Source organism: Bacillus sp. 105MF, assembly GCF_000374885.1.
GTDB lineage: Bacteria > Bacillota > Bacilli > Bacillales > Bacillaceae_G > Bacillus_A > Bacillus_A pseudomycoides.
Genome location: NZ_KB895573.1, coordinates 130286 through 148188, shown reverse-complemented (window position 1 = coordinate 148188; position 17903 = coordinate 130286). Strand labels below are relative to the sequence as shown.

Genomic DNA, 17903 nt, shown 5'->3' with positions numbered 1-17903 from the left:
TAAAAATACATTATTTAATCAACTAATTTAATTTTTTACTTCATCATACAACTCTAGCCCTTCTTTCACATTCAAGCCATTTTTGACGATGCCATGAATCGCTTGAATCATTGCAGCTGGATGTTCTGACTGCCAAATATTTCGTCCCATATCAACTCCAATCGCACCCTCTTGCAATGCTTGGTATGTAATTGTTAAAGCGTCTTCGATCGAATCTAATTTTGGGCCACCTGCAATGACGACTGGGGCAGGGCATGTGCTCGTAATTTTTTCAAATCCTTCGCAGTAATACGTTTTAATAATATCAGCACCCATCTCCACACATACACGCGATGCAAGTGCTAAAAAGCGTGCTTCTCGTTTTTGTAGTTCTTTTGCAACGGCCGTAATACCGAGAACAGGTAAACCGTAATCATGAGCCTCGGAAACTACGTTTGCTAGATTTGAAACAGTTTGTGTTTCATATTCTGAACCGACAAAAACAGATACACCAACTCCGACTACATTTTGCCGCAGTGCTTCTTTAATTGGTGTCACAATGGTCTCGTTTGCTAAATCTTTACCAACGACAGTTGGACCGCCTGAAACACGTAAAACCATTGGTGTTTTGCAGTCTTTAGGAATGCAGGAATTGAGTACACCCCTTGTTAAAAAGAGAGAATCTGTATAGGGAAGTAAGTTTTTTACTGTTTCTAATGGTTGTTCTAATCCATGAATTGGACCTAAAAAGTAACCGTGATCAATTGCTAACATAACTGCTTTTCCATCAGGCAGAATCGTATTTAATCGATTTTGAAATCCCCAAGTCATTGTGAATCACTCCTTCGTTAATTTTGGATTTTCTGTTTGCACAGTATCTTTTTCTTGTAAATGTGGTGACTTAATAAAAACAGCCTTAAAGATTTGATCTGAGTGGTTAATAAGATAGTGAGATTCATGAGGGCGAACTTGCAAGACGTCACCTTGTTTTACAGGAACTCTTTCATTATCAATATAGAAATCAATTTCGCCTTCTAAGGCATAAAAAATTTCTTCACATATGGTGTGATAATGATTTTGAAATTCCTGCCCAGGTTGAATCACTACAACCCCAAGGTCAATGTTAGGACCCTTTATTAAATATTTTGGGCCGTTGTTACCAAAGCGATAGGAGAAATCCTCTTCATTTACTTTGAGCATATTGTTCACTCCTTTATGTAATGTGTTACAGTGCACCTGGTGCAATCCACATATGTGATGTAAATCCTTCATCTGCTAGCGTGAGTTGTTTTTCATAAACTGATTTCCATGTTTGATAGAATTGTTGATAGAGTTTGTGATGTTCAGTATTCGGTTCATATGTGCTTTCCCACTTTACAAACTCCCGAGAAGTTGTTTCCATAGAGTCATATATTCCTGCACCAACTCCAGCTGCGATTGCTGTTCCTAAAGCAGCAGCTTCTTTCACAACTGGTACCTTGACAGGAACTCCGAGAACATCCGCAACAATTTGGGGCCAGAGCTTGCCTTTGGCAGCACCCCCAGCAAATATCACTTCAGAAGGGAACTTTCCTGTTAATGATTCTATTAATTTTAAATTTCCAAGTGTTATAAATGCAGCATTTTCTTCGAGTGCACGGAACAGTTCTTTCTTTCCGCATTTATTAGCATCTAAGCTTAAATTAATGAAAGAAGGTGCGGCATGGCGCCATGAAATGTAGTTCATTACATTTGAGAATATAGGAATAATGCCATATGATCCGACTGGCACATGTTTTGCTTGTTCCTCTAATAATTCATAAGCATCTACACCTAGTTCAGTAGCAAGTTCTTGTTCTTCTTGGCAAAAAACATCTCGAAACCATCTCATCACAAGCCCCGGGAAAAAAGCGATTGTTTCATATTGCCAAAGTGTAGGGATAGCGTGGCAATTGACGCGAATACGAGCATTTGAATCTGTTTTTGGACTTGTTATATTTACTTCTTGTTGCCAAAAGCTCCCTCCGCAAATAAATGTTTGTTCAGGATGTACGACTCCCGAACCGAGTGAAGCCATCTGGGCATCTCCGCCCCCAGCAACTATCGGTGTTCCTACATGTAAACCTGTCAGTTCTGCACTTTGTTTTGTGACATTACCAATAACTGTCCCCGCTTCATTTACATTTGGAGAAAATGATAAGTTTAGACGACATTGCTCAGCGATTGAATTATCCCAAGTTCTATTTTCTAAATCAAAAATACCAGATGTACATCCATTGGAAGGGTCTATTTGTAATACCCCGCACAATTTATATAAAATCCAATCGTTTAACATTGTAAAGGAATGGATTTTATCATATATATCAGGTTGATGTTTTTGAATCCAAAGTAGCCTAGGCAGAGCGCCAAGTGCAAAAGTTTGCCCTGATTTCATATATAAATCTTCTTCAAGATGGGAGCGGATCTGTTTTAATTGACTTACTTCAGAAGAAGCACGGCCATCAACGTTCGCACATGCCCATATTTCTTGCCCACTTTTATCATATAAAACAAATCCTTCGCGCATACTTGTTGCACTAATCCCTTTAATAGAAGAAGGGGATATGTTGCTTTTTTGAAGTACATCTTTTGTGCATTCTTGAACGAGTTTCCAATTCTCTATCACATCAAAATTCATAGAACCAGGATAACGAGAGTCGGGTTTATGAACCCACTCTTTTTGACTCACAGCAAGCTGATTTCCTTGTAAATCGAAAAGGACGGCCCTGATACTACCAGTACCCGCGTCATAAGCTAATAGAGAAGACATTATGATTCACCTTCCTTTCTTAATAGGGAGAGTGCTGTGTCCTCATCGGTAATTAATGTATGAATGAATCTACCTTTTAAGGCTCCATAAATTGCATCTATTTTTTCTTCACCGCCAGCTACACCGACTACGTGTTTCATCTTTTGAAGAGCTGAAAGAGGTGTACCAATTAGGCGGTCGTGATGGGGAAGTTCTAGTAATTCTCCATGCGTATTATAAAATTGTCCTAGAATATCTCCGGCACCATTTTGACTTCGTATATAGGTCATTTCACGAAGCGTTAATTTTTCTTCTTTTACAATGGTTGCATCATGAGATAAACCACCAATACCAACTATTGCTGTATTAGCAAGTGAAGCGACATGTAGCATATCTTTAACAGCTGGTTCGGAAAGGATACTTTGTGCCATTTCGGTTGTGGATGCTAAAAATGGCGTAGGAATGATATGAAGTTCGCCTTGCATGTGATTGAGATAGTTTTGTTTTCTAGGAAGGTAATGATTTACACCACCTGTAAGAGTAACGATTGAAAGTTGTATAGATGCTTCAAAATGGATGTTTTCTAACATTTTTGATATCGTTTCCCCCCAACCAATGCCGAGTAAATCTCCTTGTTGTAAATGTGTTTCTACATATTGCGCTGCAGCTTTCCCTAAAGAAGAAGGGGAATTTTCCATTAGCGTAGGGATAATAAAAGAGTCTTTTAAATGAAATCTTTTAATTAGTTCACGTTCAATGCTTAAGCAATGTAAACCCGTACCTTTTACATGAAATGTAACGACACCTTCAGCTCGAGCTTTATCTAATAACCGAACGACCTTATTTCGTGAAATGTGAAGCAAAGAAGCGATTTCCTGCTGCGTTAAATGATCTTTATAGTAATACCAGGCTACTTTTGTTAACAAATTTTCTTCAAAGTTCAACTGTGACATCCTCTTCATCCCTTTCAACAATTGACCGATGCTTAAACATATGTGCTTATTTTTTTGTTTATACCGATAGAAGTAGTAATTGTGTTCAAGAAAAATTTGTTCTAGATATGAAAAAAGGGATATACAATGCTACAAAACAAGTAGAACAAAAAATCATTTTCTCAAAAATTGTTCTGTATAAAGGCAGGTGACAAGATGTGGAGAATGCCCCCTTATTAAAAGTGAGGCAAATGAGTAAATCATTCTCAGAACAAAGGGTACTAAAAGAAGTGAATTTAGAATTAGACTATGGCGATGTATATGCTTTAGTTGGCGGAAACGGTGCTGGGAAATCAACATTGATGAAAATATTAACAGGTTTATACTCTTATGATGCTGGGGAGATGTATGTAAAGGGAGTAGTGCAAAGTTTTTCTAATCCAGCGGAAGCACATTTAAATGGTATTTATTTAATTCCACAAGAACCGTTAATTTTTTCTCATATGACAATTGAAGAAAATATATGTATCGGAATAAAAGCAAAGAAGAAGGAACTTCGTACAAAGATAAAAGATTTCATAAAAAGTTTAGGGTGGAACATAGAACTGAGTGCAATTGGAAGTTCATTATCAATTGCACAGCAACAATTAGTAGAAATATTAAGAGGATTAATAAGAGAAGTAGAGATTCTTATTTTAGATGAGCCAACATCGACATTAACAACTCATGAAATAAAGAGTCTTTTTGTGCTGATAAAAGACTTAAAAGAAAAGGGAATCGGAATGATTTATATTACGCATCGTTTTCCGGAAATCTTTGAGATTGCGAATAAAGTAGCTATTTTGCGTGATGGAATGATAGTGAGTCAAGGGGATGTATCAGATTATACATATGACATGCTAATGGAGGGATTATTGCCAAAAGATTATAAACAAGAGGAGAAAAAAGTGGCACCTCAAGAAACGATGAAACTTTCTCAACAAGTATTAGAGGTAACAAATCTGTCGAGTTATGTATTTCAGAATATATCACTAAATGTACATGCTGGAGAGATTGTAGGGATTGCTGGTGTTGTTGGATCGGGTAGAACGGAATTAGCAGAAGTGTTATATGGGATAAGGCCCATACGGTCAGGGGATATTTTATTAGAAGGGGAGTCAATTGCAAAGTGTTCTACGAGCAAACGATTAGATAAAGGGATGGTATATGTTCCAGAGGATAGGGCAGGGAATGGTATTTTTTCAATTCGGTCTGTTAAAGAAAATATAACGGCAGCTTCTTTACACCGAATGAGCCCATTCTTTTTAAAGTGTAAAAAAGAAAGCGCTTTAGCAGAGTTGTATATGAATAAGTTTCGGATAGTTGTTTCCAATGTAGATGAAAAAATGACATCTTTATCAGGTGGAAACCAACAAAAAGTTGTATTAGCAAAATATCTTGCTTGTGAACCTAAAGTAATTATTCTTGATGAACCAACGCGCGGGATTGATGCAAAAGCAAGATTAGAAGTATATGAGGCAATTCAAAGTTTAAAACAATCAGGGCTTGCGATTTTATTAATCTCCTCAGATGTAGAAGAAATTGTTCAATTAGCAAACCGGGTATATGTGATGAGGAATGGAAAACTTGTTTCTCATTTAGAGAAAGGAGAAGTTTGTATAGATGAAGTTACACGCCTTGCATATGTGGGAAGGGAAGGTGTAACGGAATGAAACGTTTTTCAAATATAGTTAAAATGCATGAAACATCCATTATTATTTTATTACTTATTTACATAGCCCTCGTAGGAATTATTAATCCTAGTTTTGTTCAGTTTAGTTCGCTTTCTTTAATTATGAAATCAAGTCTTATTTTAGTCATACTAGCTATTGGTCAATCATTCGTATTATTTACTAAAAATATTGATGTTTCAGTCGGTTCTATTATGGGATTAAGCGCAGCAATTTGTGGGATGTTTTTGACAAATGGTAATAGCATCTTAATTTCAATCATTGTTGCAATCTTGCTTGGAGCTGTGATTGGAATGATAAATGGCGTTGGGGTTACGAAGTTTCGTGTACCGGCAATTATTATGACATTAGGAATGTTAGGGATTATTAGAGGAGCGATGTTGATCTATACAGGTGGCAAATGGATTGAAGATATTCCTAAGTCTTATAAACAGATGTCTTCTGTCATGATACTAGGGCTTCCAGTTACAGTATGGATCATTTTGGCTATTTTACTATTATTATATATCTTTTTAACGAAAGCACCTTTTGGAAGATATTTTTATGCTGCCGGAGATAACGAAGACGGAGCACGCCTCATTGGAATACCGGTAGACAAGGTGAAAATATATGCATTTATTATTTCTGGGATGAGCGCAGGGGTTGCAGGATGCATATTTGTTATGAATATCGGCTTTGTGCCAAATCAAACTGGTACAGGAATTGAGTTACAAGTAATTGCTGCCGCTGTTCTCGGCGGAATTCATCTAAAAGGTGGAACAGGTTCTATATTTGGAGCAGCACTGGGAGCGATTTTTTTAGAAGTTATAAGTAGTTCACTAGTCTTTTTAAAAATACCTGCTTTTTGGAATAGTGCTATATCAGGATTCTTACTGTTACTTATTATTATATTAGACAGCATCTTAAAAAAATGGAGGGGAATAAGACAGTTGGAAGAAAGAAGGATGAATCTATGAAGTATGCACATGGATTTTTAAGATGGGAAGGAGTTCTTATTGTATTACTTATTATAGAGTTCATTCTCTTTGGTTTGTTAAACAGTGATTTTTTAAATATTAGTAATTTACTTTTCAGTATGAATGACTTCGTTTTTATTACGATTGCCGCAATTCCAATGACTTTTGTAATTATAACAGGTGGAATCGATGTATCTGTAGGATCGATTATGGGGCTTACTTCAATTCTTATTGGTGTACTCTGGATGAATGGAATTCCGGTTATTTTAGCTGTAATTATTGCCTTGCTTATCAGTTGTCTAGCGGGTTGTATCAACGGGGTGATTATTAAAACGACAGAGGTAGAACCTCTTGTTGTTACACTTGGAACGATGTTTTTATATTCAGGAATTGCACTTGTTATCTCGGGTGGCTCAAATGCCAGTGGATATGAAGGGATAAGTGGTTTATCGGATTCTTACGTGCAACTTGCAAATGGAAGTTTTATAGGAATTCCTAATTTAGTATGGTTACTTTTCGTTTTGACTGTTTTGTTTACACTCTTACTTCATCGAACAAGGTACGGACGTTATGTCTTGTTGACAGGTGCGAATGAAAAGGCAGCACAATATTCTGGTATCAAAACAAAAAAAGTAGTTATTCTTGCCTATATTCTTTCTGGGTTAGGAGGTGGATTAGGAGGAGCTTTTTTAACAGCATATTTTGGCTCAGCTCGAGCTGATATTGGAAGCGAGACAATTCTGCCGGTTATTACGGCAGTTGTATTAGGTGGGACACTCATCACTGGGGGAAAAGGAAGTATTCTTGGAACAGTACTAGCAAGTATATTTATTGGAATGATGCAGTACGGTTTACAAATGACAGGTTTAACGAACGAACAGTCAAATGTAGTTATTGGTATTATACTTATCCTCTCTGTTATTATTAGGCATTTCAAATTACAGCAACTTACTATGTGGAAAAGAAGGAAATTGCATAAGGGGGAAATGTCATGAAAAGAAAACTGGGGATTTTTATCATTACATGTGTTTGTATCATCGGTTTAATCGCATGTTCTAGCAAAACAGCAGACAAGAAAAAAGTAGATGATGTGAAATTTGCATTCATTCCGAAATTGACAGGGGTTGGCTTCTTTACATCAGGTGGTGAAGGGGCAAAAGAAATGGGAGATAAATTAGGGGTACAAGTGAAATATGATGGGCCGTCAGAGGCTAGTGTATCAGGGCAAGTGAAATATATAAATAATTTTATTAATCAAAACTATGATGCGTTAATGGTTTCATCTACATCGGTTGATGGTCTGTCGCAATCATTACAGAGAGCAAAGAAAAAGGGAATGACAGTTTTAACATGGGATTCTGATGTGAATCCGAAAGATCGTTCATTTTATATAAGCCAAGGAACGCCGGAGCAATTGGCAAATCTATTAATTCAAATGACTTCATCACAAATTGGAGATAAAGGAAAAATAGCTTTCTTTTATTCAAGTCCAACTGTAACAGATCAAAATCAATGGGTAACAAAAGCAAAAGAGATGATAAAAGAAAAGTACCCGAATTGGGAAATTGTAACGACGCAGTACGGAGAAAATAACGCACAAAAATCATTATCGGTTGGAGAAAGCATTTTAAAAACGTATCCAGATATTAATGCGGTCATTTGTCCTGATGCAACAGCACTTCCAGCAATGGCACAAGCTGCTGAAAACTTAAAAATGGATAAAAAGGTAGTTGTGACGGGATTTTCAACTCCAAATGTAATGCGTGATTATGTAAAACGTGGAACTGTTCAGCAATTTGGGCTATGGGATGTAAAACAACAAGGCGCACTTGCAACTTATGTTGCAAATGAAATTGTGGTAAAAGGAAAGAAATTAAAAGTTGGCGATAGCTTTGAAGTTCCGAATATAGGTAAAGTAAAGGTGGAACCGAATTCTATTCAAGGTTATGACTACGAAGCAGATGGAAATGGAATCATTGTATTACCAGAAAGAGTTGTATTTACGAAGGATAATATTGATAAGTATAATTTTTAATGTTGAAATGAAAAACGTCCGGTATTTTTATCGGACGTTTTTATTATGCCAATCTTTTAGAATCTCTTCATCAATTTGTCCAACTACTTCTTGTGTACCATCACTTTTTTTAATTTTAACCTCAGCCCATTCTGTATTACTAACGACATACCAAAACCTTTTTGTTCCTTCAACAGTAATGATTTTTGCATTTTTGTTCCCGACATAAACTTTAGTAATAGCGTTATCACGAATTGTTCCAGCATAAATGTAAGGGATTTGATGCATGGAAGTCCATCTTACAGGGCTATTCCATTCAGTTCCTGTAGTTCTTATCCAATTCCACTTGTCACTTTCCTTTTCAAAATAAGCAATGAATATTTGTTCTCCTTGCTGATTTTGTTCTGTAAATATTGCTACGGCATCATTTTCTTGTGAAACATTCATTTCTGTATGAATGAGAGTGTAGGAATTGTTCTTTTGTCCAAAATGCATTTTTTGCATCTTTTCATGGAAGTACATATAAAAAGATTGCTCTTTTGAACAGCTAATAAGAAATGTGATTAATATGAGGAAAGTATAGGTTATATTTCTATTCAACTTGCTACCTCCTTTTACCTTGAAGGATAAATCTTTTTAGCAAAATAAGTACAAATGTCCTAATAATTGTATTTATGTTAAAATTATTCTGAATATTAAATTATGTGATTGGAGGAATCGATTTGCTTACACAAGGACAAATCTTCAACTTATTTAGAAATTTTTCTATAAAAGAATGTAAAGGATCGAGCGATTTATACGAACATTTATCATTGGAAATTTCAGAAGATGAGGAAATCCTTGCATTAGCGTCACACGCACAACTTGGTCAGCCAACTCCTAACTTATTACTTGGTGCCGTTCACTATTTATTACTGAAAGGGAATAATCATGTATTAAAACAATACTATGGTAGCCTTGTTTCGGCTCCAGAAAAAAATCTAGAACATTCTTTTCAACATTTTAAAGATTTTTGTCAGATTCATAGGGAAGAGATAATCAATATTTTAAAAACAAAGCTAGTGCAGACGAACGAAGTAAGACGATGTACATATTTATATCCGAGTTTTTGTTATATGTTTAATAAAGTGAATAAGCCTTTAGCGCTAATTGAAATTGGGACAAGTGCGGGCCTGCAGCTGTTCTGGGATCAATATAGATATTCTTATGGAACAGGAGAGGTGTTTGGAAATAAAGACTCTAAAGTTCATTTGAAATCAGAAATAAAAGGGGAGAATCAGCCATTTTTCTTACAACAAAGTCCACCTGTCGTAGAAAGAATCGGACTTGATTTACATATAAATGATTTAAATAATGAGGAAGATTATTTATGGTTACGCTCACTTATTTGGCCTGAGCATAAAGAACGACTTGAAATGTTTGATCACGCAGCAGCTTGTTTAAAAGAACAATCTGTAAAATTAATAGAAGGGGATGGAGTAGCTCTTCTTTCAGACATTGCAGAACAAATTCCAGAGGATTCGGTGATTTGTGTTTTCCATACACATGTAGCGAATCAAATACCAGAGAGTGTAAAACATAAATTAGTAGAAAAAGTTAAAGAAATTGGTGCGAAACGGGATGTTTTCCATCTTTATAACAATATGTGGGATAGAGATCTTCATCTTGATTATTTTATGAATGGGAAAGAATGCAATGAAACTGTTGGAGAAACGGATGGCCATGCGCGTTGGTTTAGTTGGAGGTTGGGCGATAAATCGCTTTGTTAGATTGATATTTTAACGGTGTATAAAGAAGGGACAACTTACATGAGTTGTCCCTTCTTTATTGTAATACATAAATTTTCATGTAAAATGAACCTTTTGTGAGAAACGAGCGAATATAGTGTGAAAGATTGTTTAAAACATGAGAGGGGAACGAGAATTGGATGAAATTGAACTAAAGGAATGGCTACAGAGAATGACCTCTGGAGATCAACAAGCCTTTCAGGTTATTTATGAATTTACATGTAAAGATATTTATAGAACAGTAGCTTTTTTAGTAGTAGATAAGCAGGATGTAGAGGATATTGTGAATGAAGTGTATATTCAAATATGGAAATCTGTAGTTAATTATGATGTGAATCGGTCTTTCCGTTTTTGGTTACACGGATTAATTGTAAAGCAAGTACAGGATTGGCGGCGTAAATCATGGCGACGCTTTCGTATTTTTGAAAAAAAGAAAATGTATGCGCAAGATCAGTTTTACATAGTAGATGAAGATATTTTACATAAAGAAACACGTAATGAGTTAGGAGAACTTGTACAAAAGCTTTCATATAAGCACCGTGAAGTGATTATTATGCGTTATTTTCATGAATACAGTTTGGATGAAATTGCAACGCTTCTTAATAAACCTGTTGGTACAGTGAAATCTCGATTACATACAGCATTGAAGCGTTTACGAATAGAAATGGAGAATGTACCAGCTATACAGGAGGGCGAAGTGAATGGATTTTGAAAAGCATTTGAGGGATGAATTACAAAGGAAAGCCGAAGTAATGGAGCCATCTAGTAATCTGCGAAAAAGGGTAAAAAGCTCTTTTGATACATACTATCAAGAAAATGAGAAGGGGAGACGATCAATGAAGAAAAGGCTGTTAGTCGGATTAATAGCTGCTGCTGTTCTTATACCGACGGGTACTTTTGCAGGACCTACTTTGGTTAGTAAAGTTATTGGTACTCCAGAAGAGGCAAAGGAACAATTTGGTGCAGTTGAAGAAGAATATAAAGAATTCAACGAAATATTTGAGATAGCAAGTCAATTGTTCACTAAAGAGGAATTTGAAAAATTTTCTAAGCTGTGGAAAGAATCACAAGCATTAAATAAAAAGGCAATTGTAGTTGATGGGGAAAGAACAAGTCGAAGCACAGCTCGACTTAGTAAAGAAGAGTTAAAAAGATATGATGAAGTAAATGAAAAGTTACGACCTTATGAGGAAAAAATATATGGAAAGTTCAAATATACGATAAATGAAGCGCAAAAATTGGTTAACTTTCCTATAAAATATCCAGCCTACATACCAAAAAATTATAGATTATATGAAGAAGAGGCAAGAGCGGAAATTACTTCTGGGAAGCCGAAACCGTTCATAATGCTGACTTATGTGAAAGGTGAATTAAGTTCAAAAAGTGGTAGTTTTGAAGATGTAGTCCAAATCAAACAGTCTGAAATTTTTGAAGTGAAAAAGACACCACATGAACAAAATTCAGATGATTTCGATGAACAACCTTTCGATCGATTATCAAACTATACAATCGATGGGTGTAGGGTAACATTGGGAGAATATAAATTTGGAAATATAATTGGTATGAGAATAATTGTACCAGCAAAAAATGATAGAAGTGAGTATCGAATTTTTGTCACTGATAGCAAGTTATCAAAAAAGGAGCTTGAAAAAGTATTATTTTCAATGGTGAAATGAATAGATATTGCAAAGTAGCTATTCAAGAGTGAATGAATTAAGAGTTCTATATTATTTTGCTACATAGAAGTAAATAAACAAAAATGAAAGTAACTAGTTACTTTCATTTTTGTTTATGATAATATGTTAGTAATCACTTACTTATATATTGGATGGAGGAATTAGAATGGGAAAACCAACAGCGAGAGAAAAAGTTATGGAAGCAGCGACTGTATTATTTGGTGAAAAGGGATATACAGCCACGACAATTCGTGAAGTTGCAGAAAAAGCAGGGGTAAGCGAGTTGACAATTTTTCGTAATTTTAAAAACAAGGAAAATTTATTTCGGGAAAGTATTATTTTGCGAACAACCCCAGTTGCTTTATTAGAGGAATTAGAAGAACAGTTTACAGGTGATTTAAATAAAGACCTTACAAAGATTGCAGAAACATACATTCAGGTAAACTTACCAAAATTAAATTATATTTGGGCAGCATTACTAGAATCTAGACAAAATAGTGAAATGAAACGATTACTTCATGAATTAAATTCACATTTAGTTGACCATTTAGAAACATATTTACAGCTACTTGGAGAGAAGGGACATATTATTACATGTAACTATCGTTTAATAGCGAACATGTTTTATGGACAATTATTCCTATATATTATGAATGTTAGTATAACGGAAGAGGATATTCAATTAGAAGAGTACATAGAGACATGTGTAACTCTATTTATTAACGGGATTTCAAATAAGAAAAATTAAGAGAGAGGAAATGGAAACATGAGAAAATTATTTGCGCTATTTGCATTAGTTGCAGGATTCTTCATGGCAATTTTAGATTCAAATATTGTAAATATTGCATTGCCGGAAATGACAAAAACATTTCATACGTCTATTGATACAATTTCTTGGATTGCAAATGGATATAATGTCGCTTTTGTTACTTGTTTATTAATAGCAGCTCGTCTTGCGGATCAATTTGGCCGCAAGAAGCTGTATGTTATTGGTTTATTAGGATTTTCTATTAGCTCACTCATGTGCGGAATAGCATCATCTTTTTATACATTGGTAATTTTTCGTGTGTTGCAAGGAGTATCTGCCGCTATCATTGTTCCTGTTGCGATGCCGCTTGGACTTGAACTTGTGCCAAAAGAAAAACAAGGTATGATAGGGGGAATTATAGGGGCTTTTGGCGGATTAGCTGCAGCGATTGGTCCATCACTTGGAGGTGTTTTAACAGATAAACTAAGCTGGAACTGGGTATTTTTTATTAATGTTCCAGTTGGTATTCTATCCTTACTCTTCGTCTTGCTTTTTATTAAAGAATCATATGATTATACAGCTAGTTCTAAAATAGATTGGGCAGGTATGGTTACTTCATCATGTGCATTGTTTTTACTTGTATACGCTCTGATACAAGTAAATAAATCGAGTTTAAGTCCGCTAAGTATAAGTCTTCTCTTTGTTATTTCTTTTATAAGCTTTATATTGTTTATCTTTATTGAAAAGAAAAGTAAAAATCCGATGTTACCCCCATATTTATTCTCATATAAGGAGTTTTCGTTTTCAAATCTTTCATTATTTTTTGTAGGCATGGGTTTAATGAACTTTTTATTTGTTTTTGCATTTTACTTAGTTCAAGTAGATGGAATGAGCGAGCTTCAATCAGGGATGATTATTAGTACACTTGCGATAGTATCAATGGTAGTTACCGCGATTATGACACCCATTGCTGCAAAACATGGAAGTAGTGTTATCGGTATTATAGGAATTATCGCATTTATAATCGCTTCGTATTTATTTGGTCATATGGAATCAGGCTTTTCAAATTGGGATTATATTTGGCGACTCGTGGTTGTAGGTTTTGGTGCAGGGTGTACGCTTGCTCCATTTACAACAACTGCCGTTTTAAGTGTTCCAATCGAAAAATCAGGTATTGCGTCAAGTATATCTAATATTTCTAGAACAGTAGGAAGTATAGTAGGTGTAGCGATATTAGTTGTGATTTTAAATCATCAATTATCTATCGAAAAAGAAGAAATAAAGCAACAAGTGAAAGCGATGATTCAAAAAGGCGATCAAACAGACTTTGAAAAACAAAAAATACTACACGTAATAAAAGCAATTGATGAGAAGAAATATGTAAGCATGGAATCAGAGGAAGGAAATAAACTCTACGAACAAATTAAATGGAAATATAAATACGGGGTTATTCGTAGTTTTAATAAAACTTTTTTAATAGGAGCATTTATTTTCTTTTTGGCACTTATTTGTAGTGTGCTAGAAATATATATGAAGAGAAAGAGGGGGAATAAATTAAGAGCCACATGTTAAAAGGAAGATATAATACAATAACACTATTTACATAATATAATTATGGTTAAGATGTTTAAGGATGCTATTATTTAATTGATAACCCTCATCTCAAGATAGTAAGAAAGAGATAAAAACAGTGTGTGAAAATGTTTGAAGTGAAAGTTTACCATAAAAAAACTTTAAAAAGAACGCTAGTTCGTATATACTTAATACAGTTGAAGTTGAAGTTGAAGTTGAAGTTGAAGTTGAAGAAGGGAAGAGAAGATGATGATTCATAAAGTTGGTCAAATTATGCTATATGTAAATAATCAAGATGAGGCTGTGCAATTTTGGACAGAAAAAGTAGGTTTCCACTTAGTTGCTGATGAAGATAACGGTCAAGGATTTAGATGGATTGAAATCGCGCCAACAGAGAAAGCAGAAACGAGTATGGTTCTACATAATAAAGAATTAATTGCGAAGATGCAGCCAGAATTAAATCTTAGTACACCATCCATGTTGTTTTTCACTGAAGATATCGATAAATTATATAAAGAGTTTGTAGAGAAAGAAATTACAGTTGGAGAACTTGTAAATATGCCGTCTGGTAGAGCGTTTAATTTTGCTGATCATGAGAAAAATTACTTTGCAATTATGGAAAAGAAGTAAGTATAAAATTGACTAACTTGATCTTTAAACGAAACAACACCATTTTATAGATGGTGTTGTTTTATAGGTTTTGAGCAATTATTTATTACAAAATGCAAATGATTATTTACATTTTATTGGTAATCATTTACAATGAGAGTGTTTGAAAAGGAGGGAAGTGAAGTTAGGATGCTTGAAAACAGAGTTAGAGAATTACGGGCAAGATTTAGGTGGACTCAGCAAGACTTGGCTGATGCAATTGGAGTGACGAGGCAGACAATTGGGTTAATTGAAAAAGGTGATTATTCTCCCTCTGTCACCATGGCGTTAAAAATAGCTGCCGCGTTTCAACTTACAGTAGAAGATGTTTTTTATTTAAAGGGAAAGGAATGATTATAATGAAACAGGTTTTAAAATCTCCGCTTATAGGGTCCGGTATATTTGTTTTGATTATTGCATTTTTACTATTTTCTCTTATGAGTACACAGGTCGTTTTAGCTAGATTATGTTTTTGGATTCTAGTGACGGTTACTGTTTTCTGGTTCATTCTCACAAAGTTTTATAATCGAAAGAATTCGGATGATAAGATTAGATTATTTAGCTTTATACTATCCGAATTTCGTGAAATAGATGAAGGGCAGCAGTGGGTAACTTATAAGGCTTGCCGAAATGTATATATTTACTATAGCGTTGCACTTCCAGTAACGGCAGGGATCTTCTTCTTCTTTTCTCAACATAATTTTGTTCCATTACTGTGCATTGGTGTATTAGGTGCAGGCCAATACATGGTCTATTGGTTAACTACTATTCTTATTTTAAATCGTATTTAATTTAAAGAAAAAAGGGGATGAAACAATATGCTAGAGTGGGCTCAAAATGCAGGTGAAATGTGGCAATATGTCGTTTTATTTCTATTAGCTTTTGCTCCATGGATGGATGTATCAATCGTTGTACCACTTGGTATTGCATGGGGATTGCAACCATTTGCAGTAGGGGTGACTGCATTTGCAGGGAATCTTATCTTGGTTCTATTATTGGGATTCTTCTTTAAGCAGTATGCAAAATGGCAAGCGGCAAGAAAGTTAAAAAAAGGTATAACAACACCTTCTAAAAAAGAAACTAGATCAAGGCGAATATGGGAACGATATGGTATTCCTGGTTTGGCATTACTTGCTCCCATTCTCGTAGGAACTGATATTGCAGCCGTATTAGCTTTAACATTTGGATCTAACAAGACACACGTCATAAGTTGGATGACAGTCAGTCTAGCGGTATGGACAATCATTTTTGTAGTTGCTTCGATGTATGGATTTAGCCTTTTACATATTATTTAGGATAATATAAAACTGTCTATGAATATAGTAATGAAGTAAGAGGGATGAAGAAAAAACGTCGTAGATTGAATATGGAAGTCAAAATAAGAAGAAGTGTCCAAATTAAGGTTATTAAAGTATGAATTTTTCGATTTATTATTAGTATCTAATAGGAATGGATCTTGGTTCTTCTTCGATTACACTGATAGAAGTGATTAAGGGAGAATAATGAAATATGAAAAAAACTGTATATATTGCATTAGAAAAGATCGCGTTAAAATATAAAAATTCACTATATTGTAAGGAGAGAAAATAATTGAACCTAGGTAATCCGATAGCTATTGGGAATACAGCAAAGATATATCTTTATGATAATAAAATTGTGAAAGTGTTTAAAAAGCATTTTCCAAATACAGAATCTTTATATGAGGAAAAGAAACAAGAATACGCTTATTCATGTGGGATTCAAGTCCCAAAGGTATTAGAAGTCACAAAAATAAAGGGTAGGCAAGCAATTATAATGGAATATGTAAAAGGAAAAACAGTAGGTGATCTCTTAATTCATAATATGGAACGAGCGGAGCATTACATAAGTATTTGTGTTAATGCACAACAAAAGGTGCATGCTGTTGTTGTTGATTCGGATTTACTTGAACCGATGTCAGAAAAGCTACGTCGTCAAATTGAATCAGTACAGAATCTAGATGAGAAACAAAAGGGTAAATTGTTAAGAAAATTGGATTCAATGGTATTTGAACCTAGGCTATGTCATGGGGATTTTCATCCATTTAATTTGATTTTGAGTAATGATAATGTGAAAATTATTGATTGGGTGGATGCTAGCGCGGGAGATATTCGTGCCGATGTCTACCGAACATATTTGTTGTATGCCCAGGCTTCAGTAGAGTTGGCTGAAATGTATTTACGTATATATTGCAAAAATGCTGGTTTATCAAGGGATGAAGTTATAAAGTGGGCTCCTATTATTGCTGGGGCAAGATTGTCAGAAAAAGTATCTTCAGAAAACATAGAATATCTAAAGAAGTTAGTAGATCAGTATTGTCATTAAGGAACACGATAGAACTAGCATTTCTGTAATAATCAAATTTTTAAATGCGACAGAATTAGATAATAAAACCGTTCAAAATTTTCGAACGGTTTTTGGTTGTTATATTATTTTTTAACTTATATATTGAAAAGTTATGCTAGATAGTTATTTCGATTTGATTTCCTTCTGGATCACTAATTACGCTCTCATAATAGCCATCTCCAGTGAAACGTGGTCCATTTAATACCGGATATCCAGCTTCTTTTAATGTTTTGGTTAGTTGATTCACATTTTCTTCACTACCAACAGAAAAAGCCAAGTGAGCATACCCGGTTATATTGGGATTAGGTTTATCTTCTATTCCTTTCTTTCGCATAATTTCAAGGCGTGCTCCAGATTCAAAAGTAATAAAATAAGATTCGAAGTGTTTAGCTTTATTGTGATATAAAGAATTCGCCTCTCCATTAAAGTATTGTGTATAGAAAGTGCGCATTGTATCTAAATCATTCACCCAAATTGCTATATGTTCAATTCTCATTTATTTCACCAGTCCTATTCCTATATAAATTTATATAAGTTAATTAAGTATTGTGGGCTAATAATCAGTGAAGATGAAAAGCAACGATTAGAGTTTCACTTTATGAAGTTTGAAATGATATGTCAAGAAATACGGATGACTGCTCAGACCCATCAAGCTAAAATTAAGTGATTTTCAAACGGTAGCACAAATTGCTACGCAAATGTTGATGGCTGCTAATACAGTTCACAGTGG

General features: G+C 34.7%; 20 protein-coding genes. 14 read left to right on the top strand and 6 right to left on the bottom strand.

The features are described 5' to 3' along the window. Positions 1–27: 27 nt before the first annotated feature. Genes lsrF through C564_RS0114095 form a run of 4 tightly spaced genes read right to left on the bottom strand, consistent with a single transcriptional unit; the run spans position 28 to position 3717 of the window. Entirely contained in the window at positions 28–810 is a 783-nt protein-coding gene (lsrF, locus tag C564_RS0114110; RefSeq protein WP_003198352.1) for a 3-hydroxy-5-phosphonooxypentane-2,4-dione thiolase, read from the bottom strand. A 6-nt stretch (positions 811–816) separates the two neighbouring features. Continuing rightward, a complete protein-coding gene (locus C564_RS0114105; RefSeq protein ID WP_018765766.1) occupies positions 817–1179 on the bottom strand; it encodes a cupin domain-containing protein in 363 nt (120 codons plus the stop codon). 25 nt (positions 1180–1204) lie between these two features. Then, positions 1205–2767 carry an autoinducer-2 kinase gene (gene lsrK, locus C564_RS0114100; RefSeq protein ID WP_018765765.1) on the bottom strand — a complete coding sequence of 521 codons (1563 nt, stop codon included), beginning with the start codon at positions 2765–2767 and terminating at the stop codon, positions 1205–1207. Then, positions 2767–3717 (bottom strand): sugar-binding transcriptional regulator, encoded by a 951-nt coding sequence (locus C564_RS0114095; protein WP_026008565.1) that lies wholly within the window; start codon positions 3715–3717, stop codon positions 2767–2769. Before C564_RS0114095 ends, lsrK begins: the two co-directional genes overlap by 1 nt. A gap of 179 nt (positions 3718–3896) precedes the next feature. On the opposite strand from C564_RS0114095, the gene C564_RS0114090 reads away from it, so the two are divergent. Genes C564_RS0114090 through lsrB form a run of 4 tightly spaced genes read left to right on the top strand, consistent with a single transcriptional unit; the run spans position 3897 to position 8399 of the window. Continuing rightward, positions 3897–5390, top strand: coding sequence for a sugar ABC transporter ATP-binding protein (locus C564_RS0114090; RefSeq protein ID WP_018765763.1), 1494 nt, complete (start codon positions 3897–3899; stop codon positions 5388–5390). Continuing rightward, on the top strand, positions 5387–6364 hold the full coding sequence (locus C564_RS0114085) for an ABC transporter permease subunit (RefSeq protein WP_018765762.1): 978 nt from the start codon (positions 5387–5389) through the stop codon (positions 6362–6364). Before C564_RS0114090 ends, C564_RS0114085 begins: the two co-directional genes overlap by 4 nt. After that, entirely contained in the window at positions 6361–7359 is a 999-nt protein-coding gene (locus C564_RS0114080) for an ABC transporter permease (RefSeq protein WP_018765761.1), read from the top strand. The genes C564_RS0114085 and C564_RS0114080 overlap by 4 nt, the downstream gene beginning before the upstream one ends. Continuing rightward, a complete protein-coding gene (lsrB, locus tag C564_RS0114075) occupies positions 7356–8399 on the top strand; it encodes an autoinducer 2 ABC transporter substrate-binding protein LsrB (protein ID WP_018765760.1) in 1044 nt (347 codons plus the stop codon). The genes C564_RS0114080 and lsrB overlap by 4 nt, the downstream gene beginning before the upstream one ends. A gap of 27 nt (positions 8400–8426) precedes the next feature. Here lsrB and C564_RS0114070 read toward each other — a convergent pair whose 3' ends face one another. Next, positions 8427–8978, bottom strand: a complete 552-nt coding sequence (locus C564_RS0114070; RefSeq protein ID WP_018765759.1) for a hypothetical protein — start codon at positions 8976–8978, stop codon at positions 8427–8429. A 122-nt stretch (positions 8979–9100) separates the two neighbouring features. Here C564_RS0114070 and C564_RS0114065 point away from each other — a divergent pair, with 122 nt between their 5' ends. The 10 genes from C564_RS0114065 to C564_RS0114010 all read left to right on the top strand — a co-directional run bounded on the left by C564_RS0114065 (position 9101) and on the right by C564_RS0114010 (position 17152). Continuing rightward, complete coding sequence (locus C564_RS0114065; RefSeq protein ID WP_018765758.1) at positions 9101–10147, top strand: DUF2332 domain-containing protein; 1047 nt, start codon at positions 9101–9103, stop codon at positions 10145–10147. Between the two features lie 154 nt (positions 10148–10301). Further along, on the top strand, positions 10302–10877 hold the full coding sequence (locus tag C564_RS0114060; RefSeq protein ID WP_018765757.1) for a sigma-70 family RNA polymerase sigma factor: 576 nt from the start codon (positions 10302–10304) through the stop codon (positions 10875–10877). Next, the gene (locus C564_RS0114055) at positions 10867–11841 is read left to right on the top strand and encodes a hypothetical protein (protein WP_018765756.1); all 975 of its coding nucleotides are present in this window, start codon (positions 10867–10869) and stop codon (positions 11839–11841) included. The genes C564_RS0114060 and C564_RS0114055 overlap by 11 nt, the downstream gene beginning before the upstream one ends. A 166-nt stretch (positions 11842–12007) precedes the next feature. Continuing rightward, positions 12008–12589 (top strand): TetR/AcrR family transcriptional regulator, encoded by a 582-nt coding sequence (locus C564_RS0114050; protein ID WP_018765755.1) that lies wholly within the window; start codon positions 12008–12010, stop codon positions 12587–12589. Between the two features lie 18 nt (positions 12590–12607). Beyond that, positions 12608–14161, top strand: coding sequence for an MFS transporter (locus tag C564_RS0114045; protein WP_018765754.1), 1554 nt, complete (start codon positions 12608–12610; stop codon positions 14159–14161). 249 nt (positions 14162–14410) lie between these two features. Continuing rightward, on the top strand, positions 14411–14791 hold the full coding sequence (locus C564_RS0114035) for a VOC family protein (protein WP_026008564.1): 381 nt from the start codon (positions 14411–14413) through the stop codon (positions 14789–14791). A gap of 168 nt (positions 14792–14959) precedes the next feature. Beyond that, on the top strand, positions 14960–15163 hold the full coding sequence (locus C564_RS0114030; protein WP_026008563.1) for a helix-turn-helix transcriptional regulator: 204 nt from the start codon (positions 14960–14962) through the stop codon (positions 15161–15163). Between the two features lie 2 nt (positions 15164–15165). Beyond that, on the top strand, positions 15166–15600 hold the full coding sequence (locus tag C564_RS0114025) for a hypothetical protein (RefSeq protein WP_026008562.1): 435 nt from the start codon (positions 15166–15168) through the stop codon (positions 15598–15600). Positions 15601–15627: 27 nt separating this feature from the next. After that, entirely contained in the window at positions 15628–16104 is a 477-nt protein-coding gene (locus C564_RS0114020) for a small multi-drug export protein (RefSeq protein ID WP_003198383.1), read from the top strand. 295 nt (positions 16105–16399) lie between these two features. Continuing rightward, a complete protein-coding gene (locus C564_RS0114010) occupies positions 16400–17152 on the top strand; it encodes an aminoglycoside phosphotransferase family protein (protein WP_018765750.1) in 753 nt (250 codons plus the stop codon). A 136-nt stretch (positions 17153–17288) separates the two neighbouring features. Here the strand turns inward: C564_RS0114010 and C564_RS0114005 are convergent, their stop codons facing one another. Continuing rightward, a complete protein-coding gene (locus tag C564_RS0114005) occupies positions 17289–17669 on the bottom strand; it encodes a VOC family protein (RefSeq protein ID WP_018765749.1) in 381 nt (126 codons plus the stop codon). Positions 17670–17903: the final 234 nt, after the last annotated feature.

Bases quoted from the DNA above. Each gene is read 5' to 3' on its own strand.
- lsrF (WP_003198352.1), bottom strand. From the start codon at position 810: ATGACTTGGGGATTTCAAAATCGATTAAATACGATTCTGCCTGATGGA.
- C564_RS0114105 (WP_018765766.1), bottom strand. From the start codon at position 1,179: ATGCTCAAAGTAAATGAAGAGGATTTCTCCTATCGCTTTGGTAACAAC.
- lsrK (WP_018765765.1), bottom strand. From the start codon at position 2,767: ATGTCTTCTCTATTAGCTTATGACGCGGGTACTGGTAGTATCAGGGCC.
- C564_RS0114085 (WP_018765762.1), top strand. From the start codon at position 5,387: ATGAAACGTTTTTCAAATATAGTTAAAATGCATGAAACATCCATTATT.
- C564_RS0114080 (WP_018765761.1), top strand. From the start codon at position 6,361: ATGAAGTATGCACATGGATTTTTAAGATGGGAAGGAGTTCTTATTGTA.
- lsrB (WP_018765760.1), top strand. From the start codon at position 7,356: ATGAAAAGAAAACTGGGGATTTTTATCATTACATGTGTTTGTATCATC.
- C564_RS0114055 (WP_018765756.1), top strand. From the start codon at position 10,867: ATGGATTTTGAAAAGCATTTGAGGGATGAATTACAAAGGAAAGCCGAA.
- C564_RS0114050 (WP_018765755.1), top strand. From the start codon at position 12,008: ATGGGAAAACCAACAGCGAGAGAAAAAGTTATGGAAGCAGCGACTGTA.
- C564_RS0114045 (WP_018765754.1), top strand. From the start codon at position 12,608: ATGAGAAAATTATTTGCGCTATTTGCATTAGTTGCAGGATTCTTCATG.
- C564_RS0114035 (WP_026008564.1), top strand. From the start codon at position 14,411: ATGATTCATAAAGTTGGTCAAATTATGCTATATGTAAATAATCAAGAT.
- C564_RS0114030 (WP_026008563.1), top strand. From the start codon at position 14,960: ATGCTTGAAAACAGAGTTAGAGAATTACGGGCAAGATTTAGGTGGACT.
- C564_RS0114020 (WP_003198383.1), top strand. From the start codon at position 15,628: ATGCTAGAGTGGGCTCAAAATGCAGGTGAAATGTGGCAATATGTCGTT.
- C564_RS0114005 (WP_018765749.1), bottom strand. From the start codon at position 17,669: ATGAGAATTGAACATATAGCAATTTGGGTGAATGATTTAGATACAATG.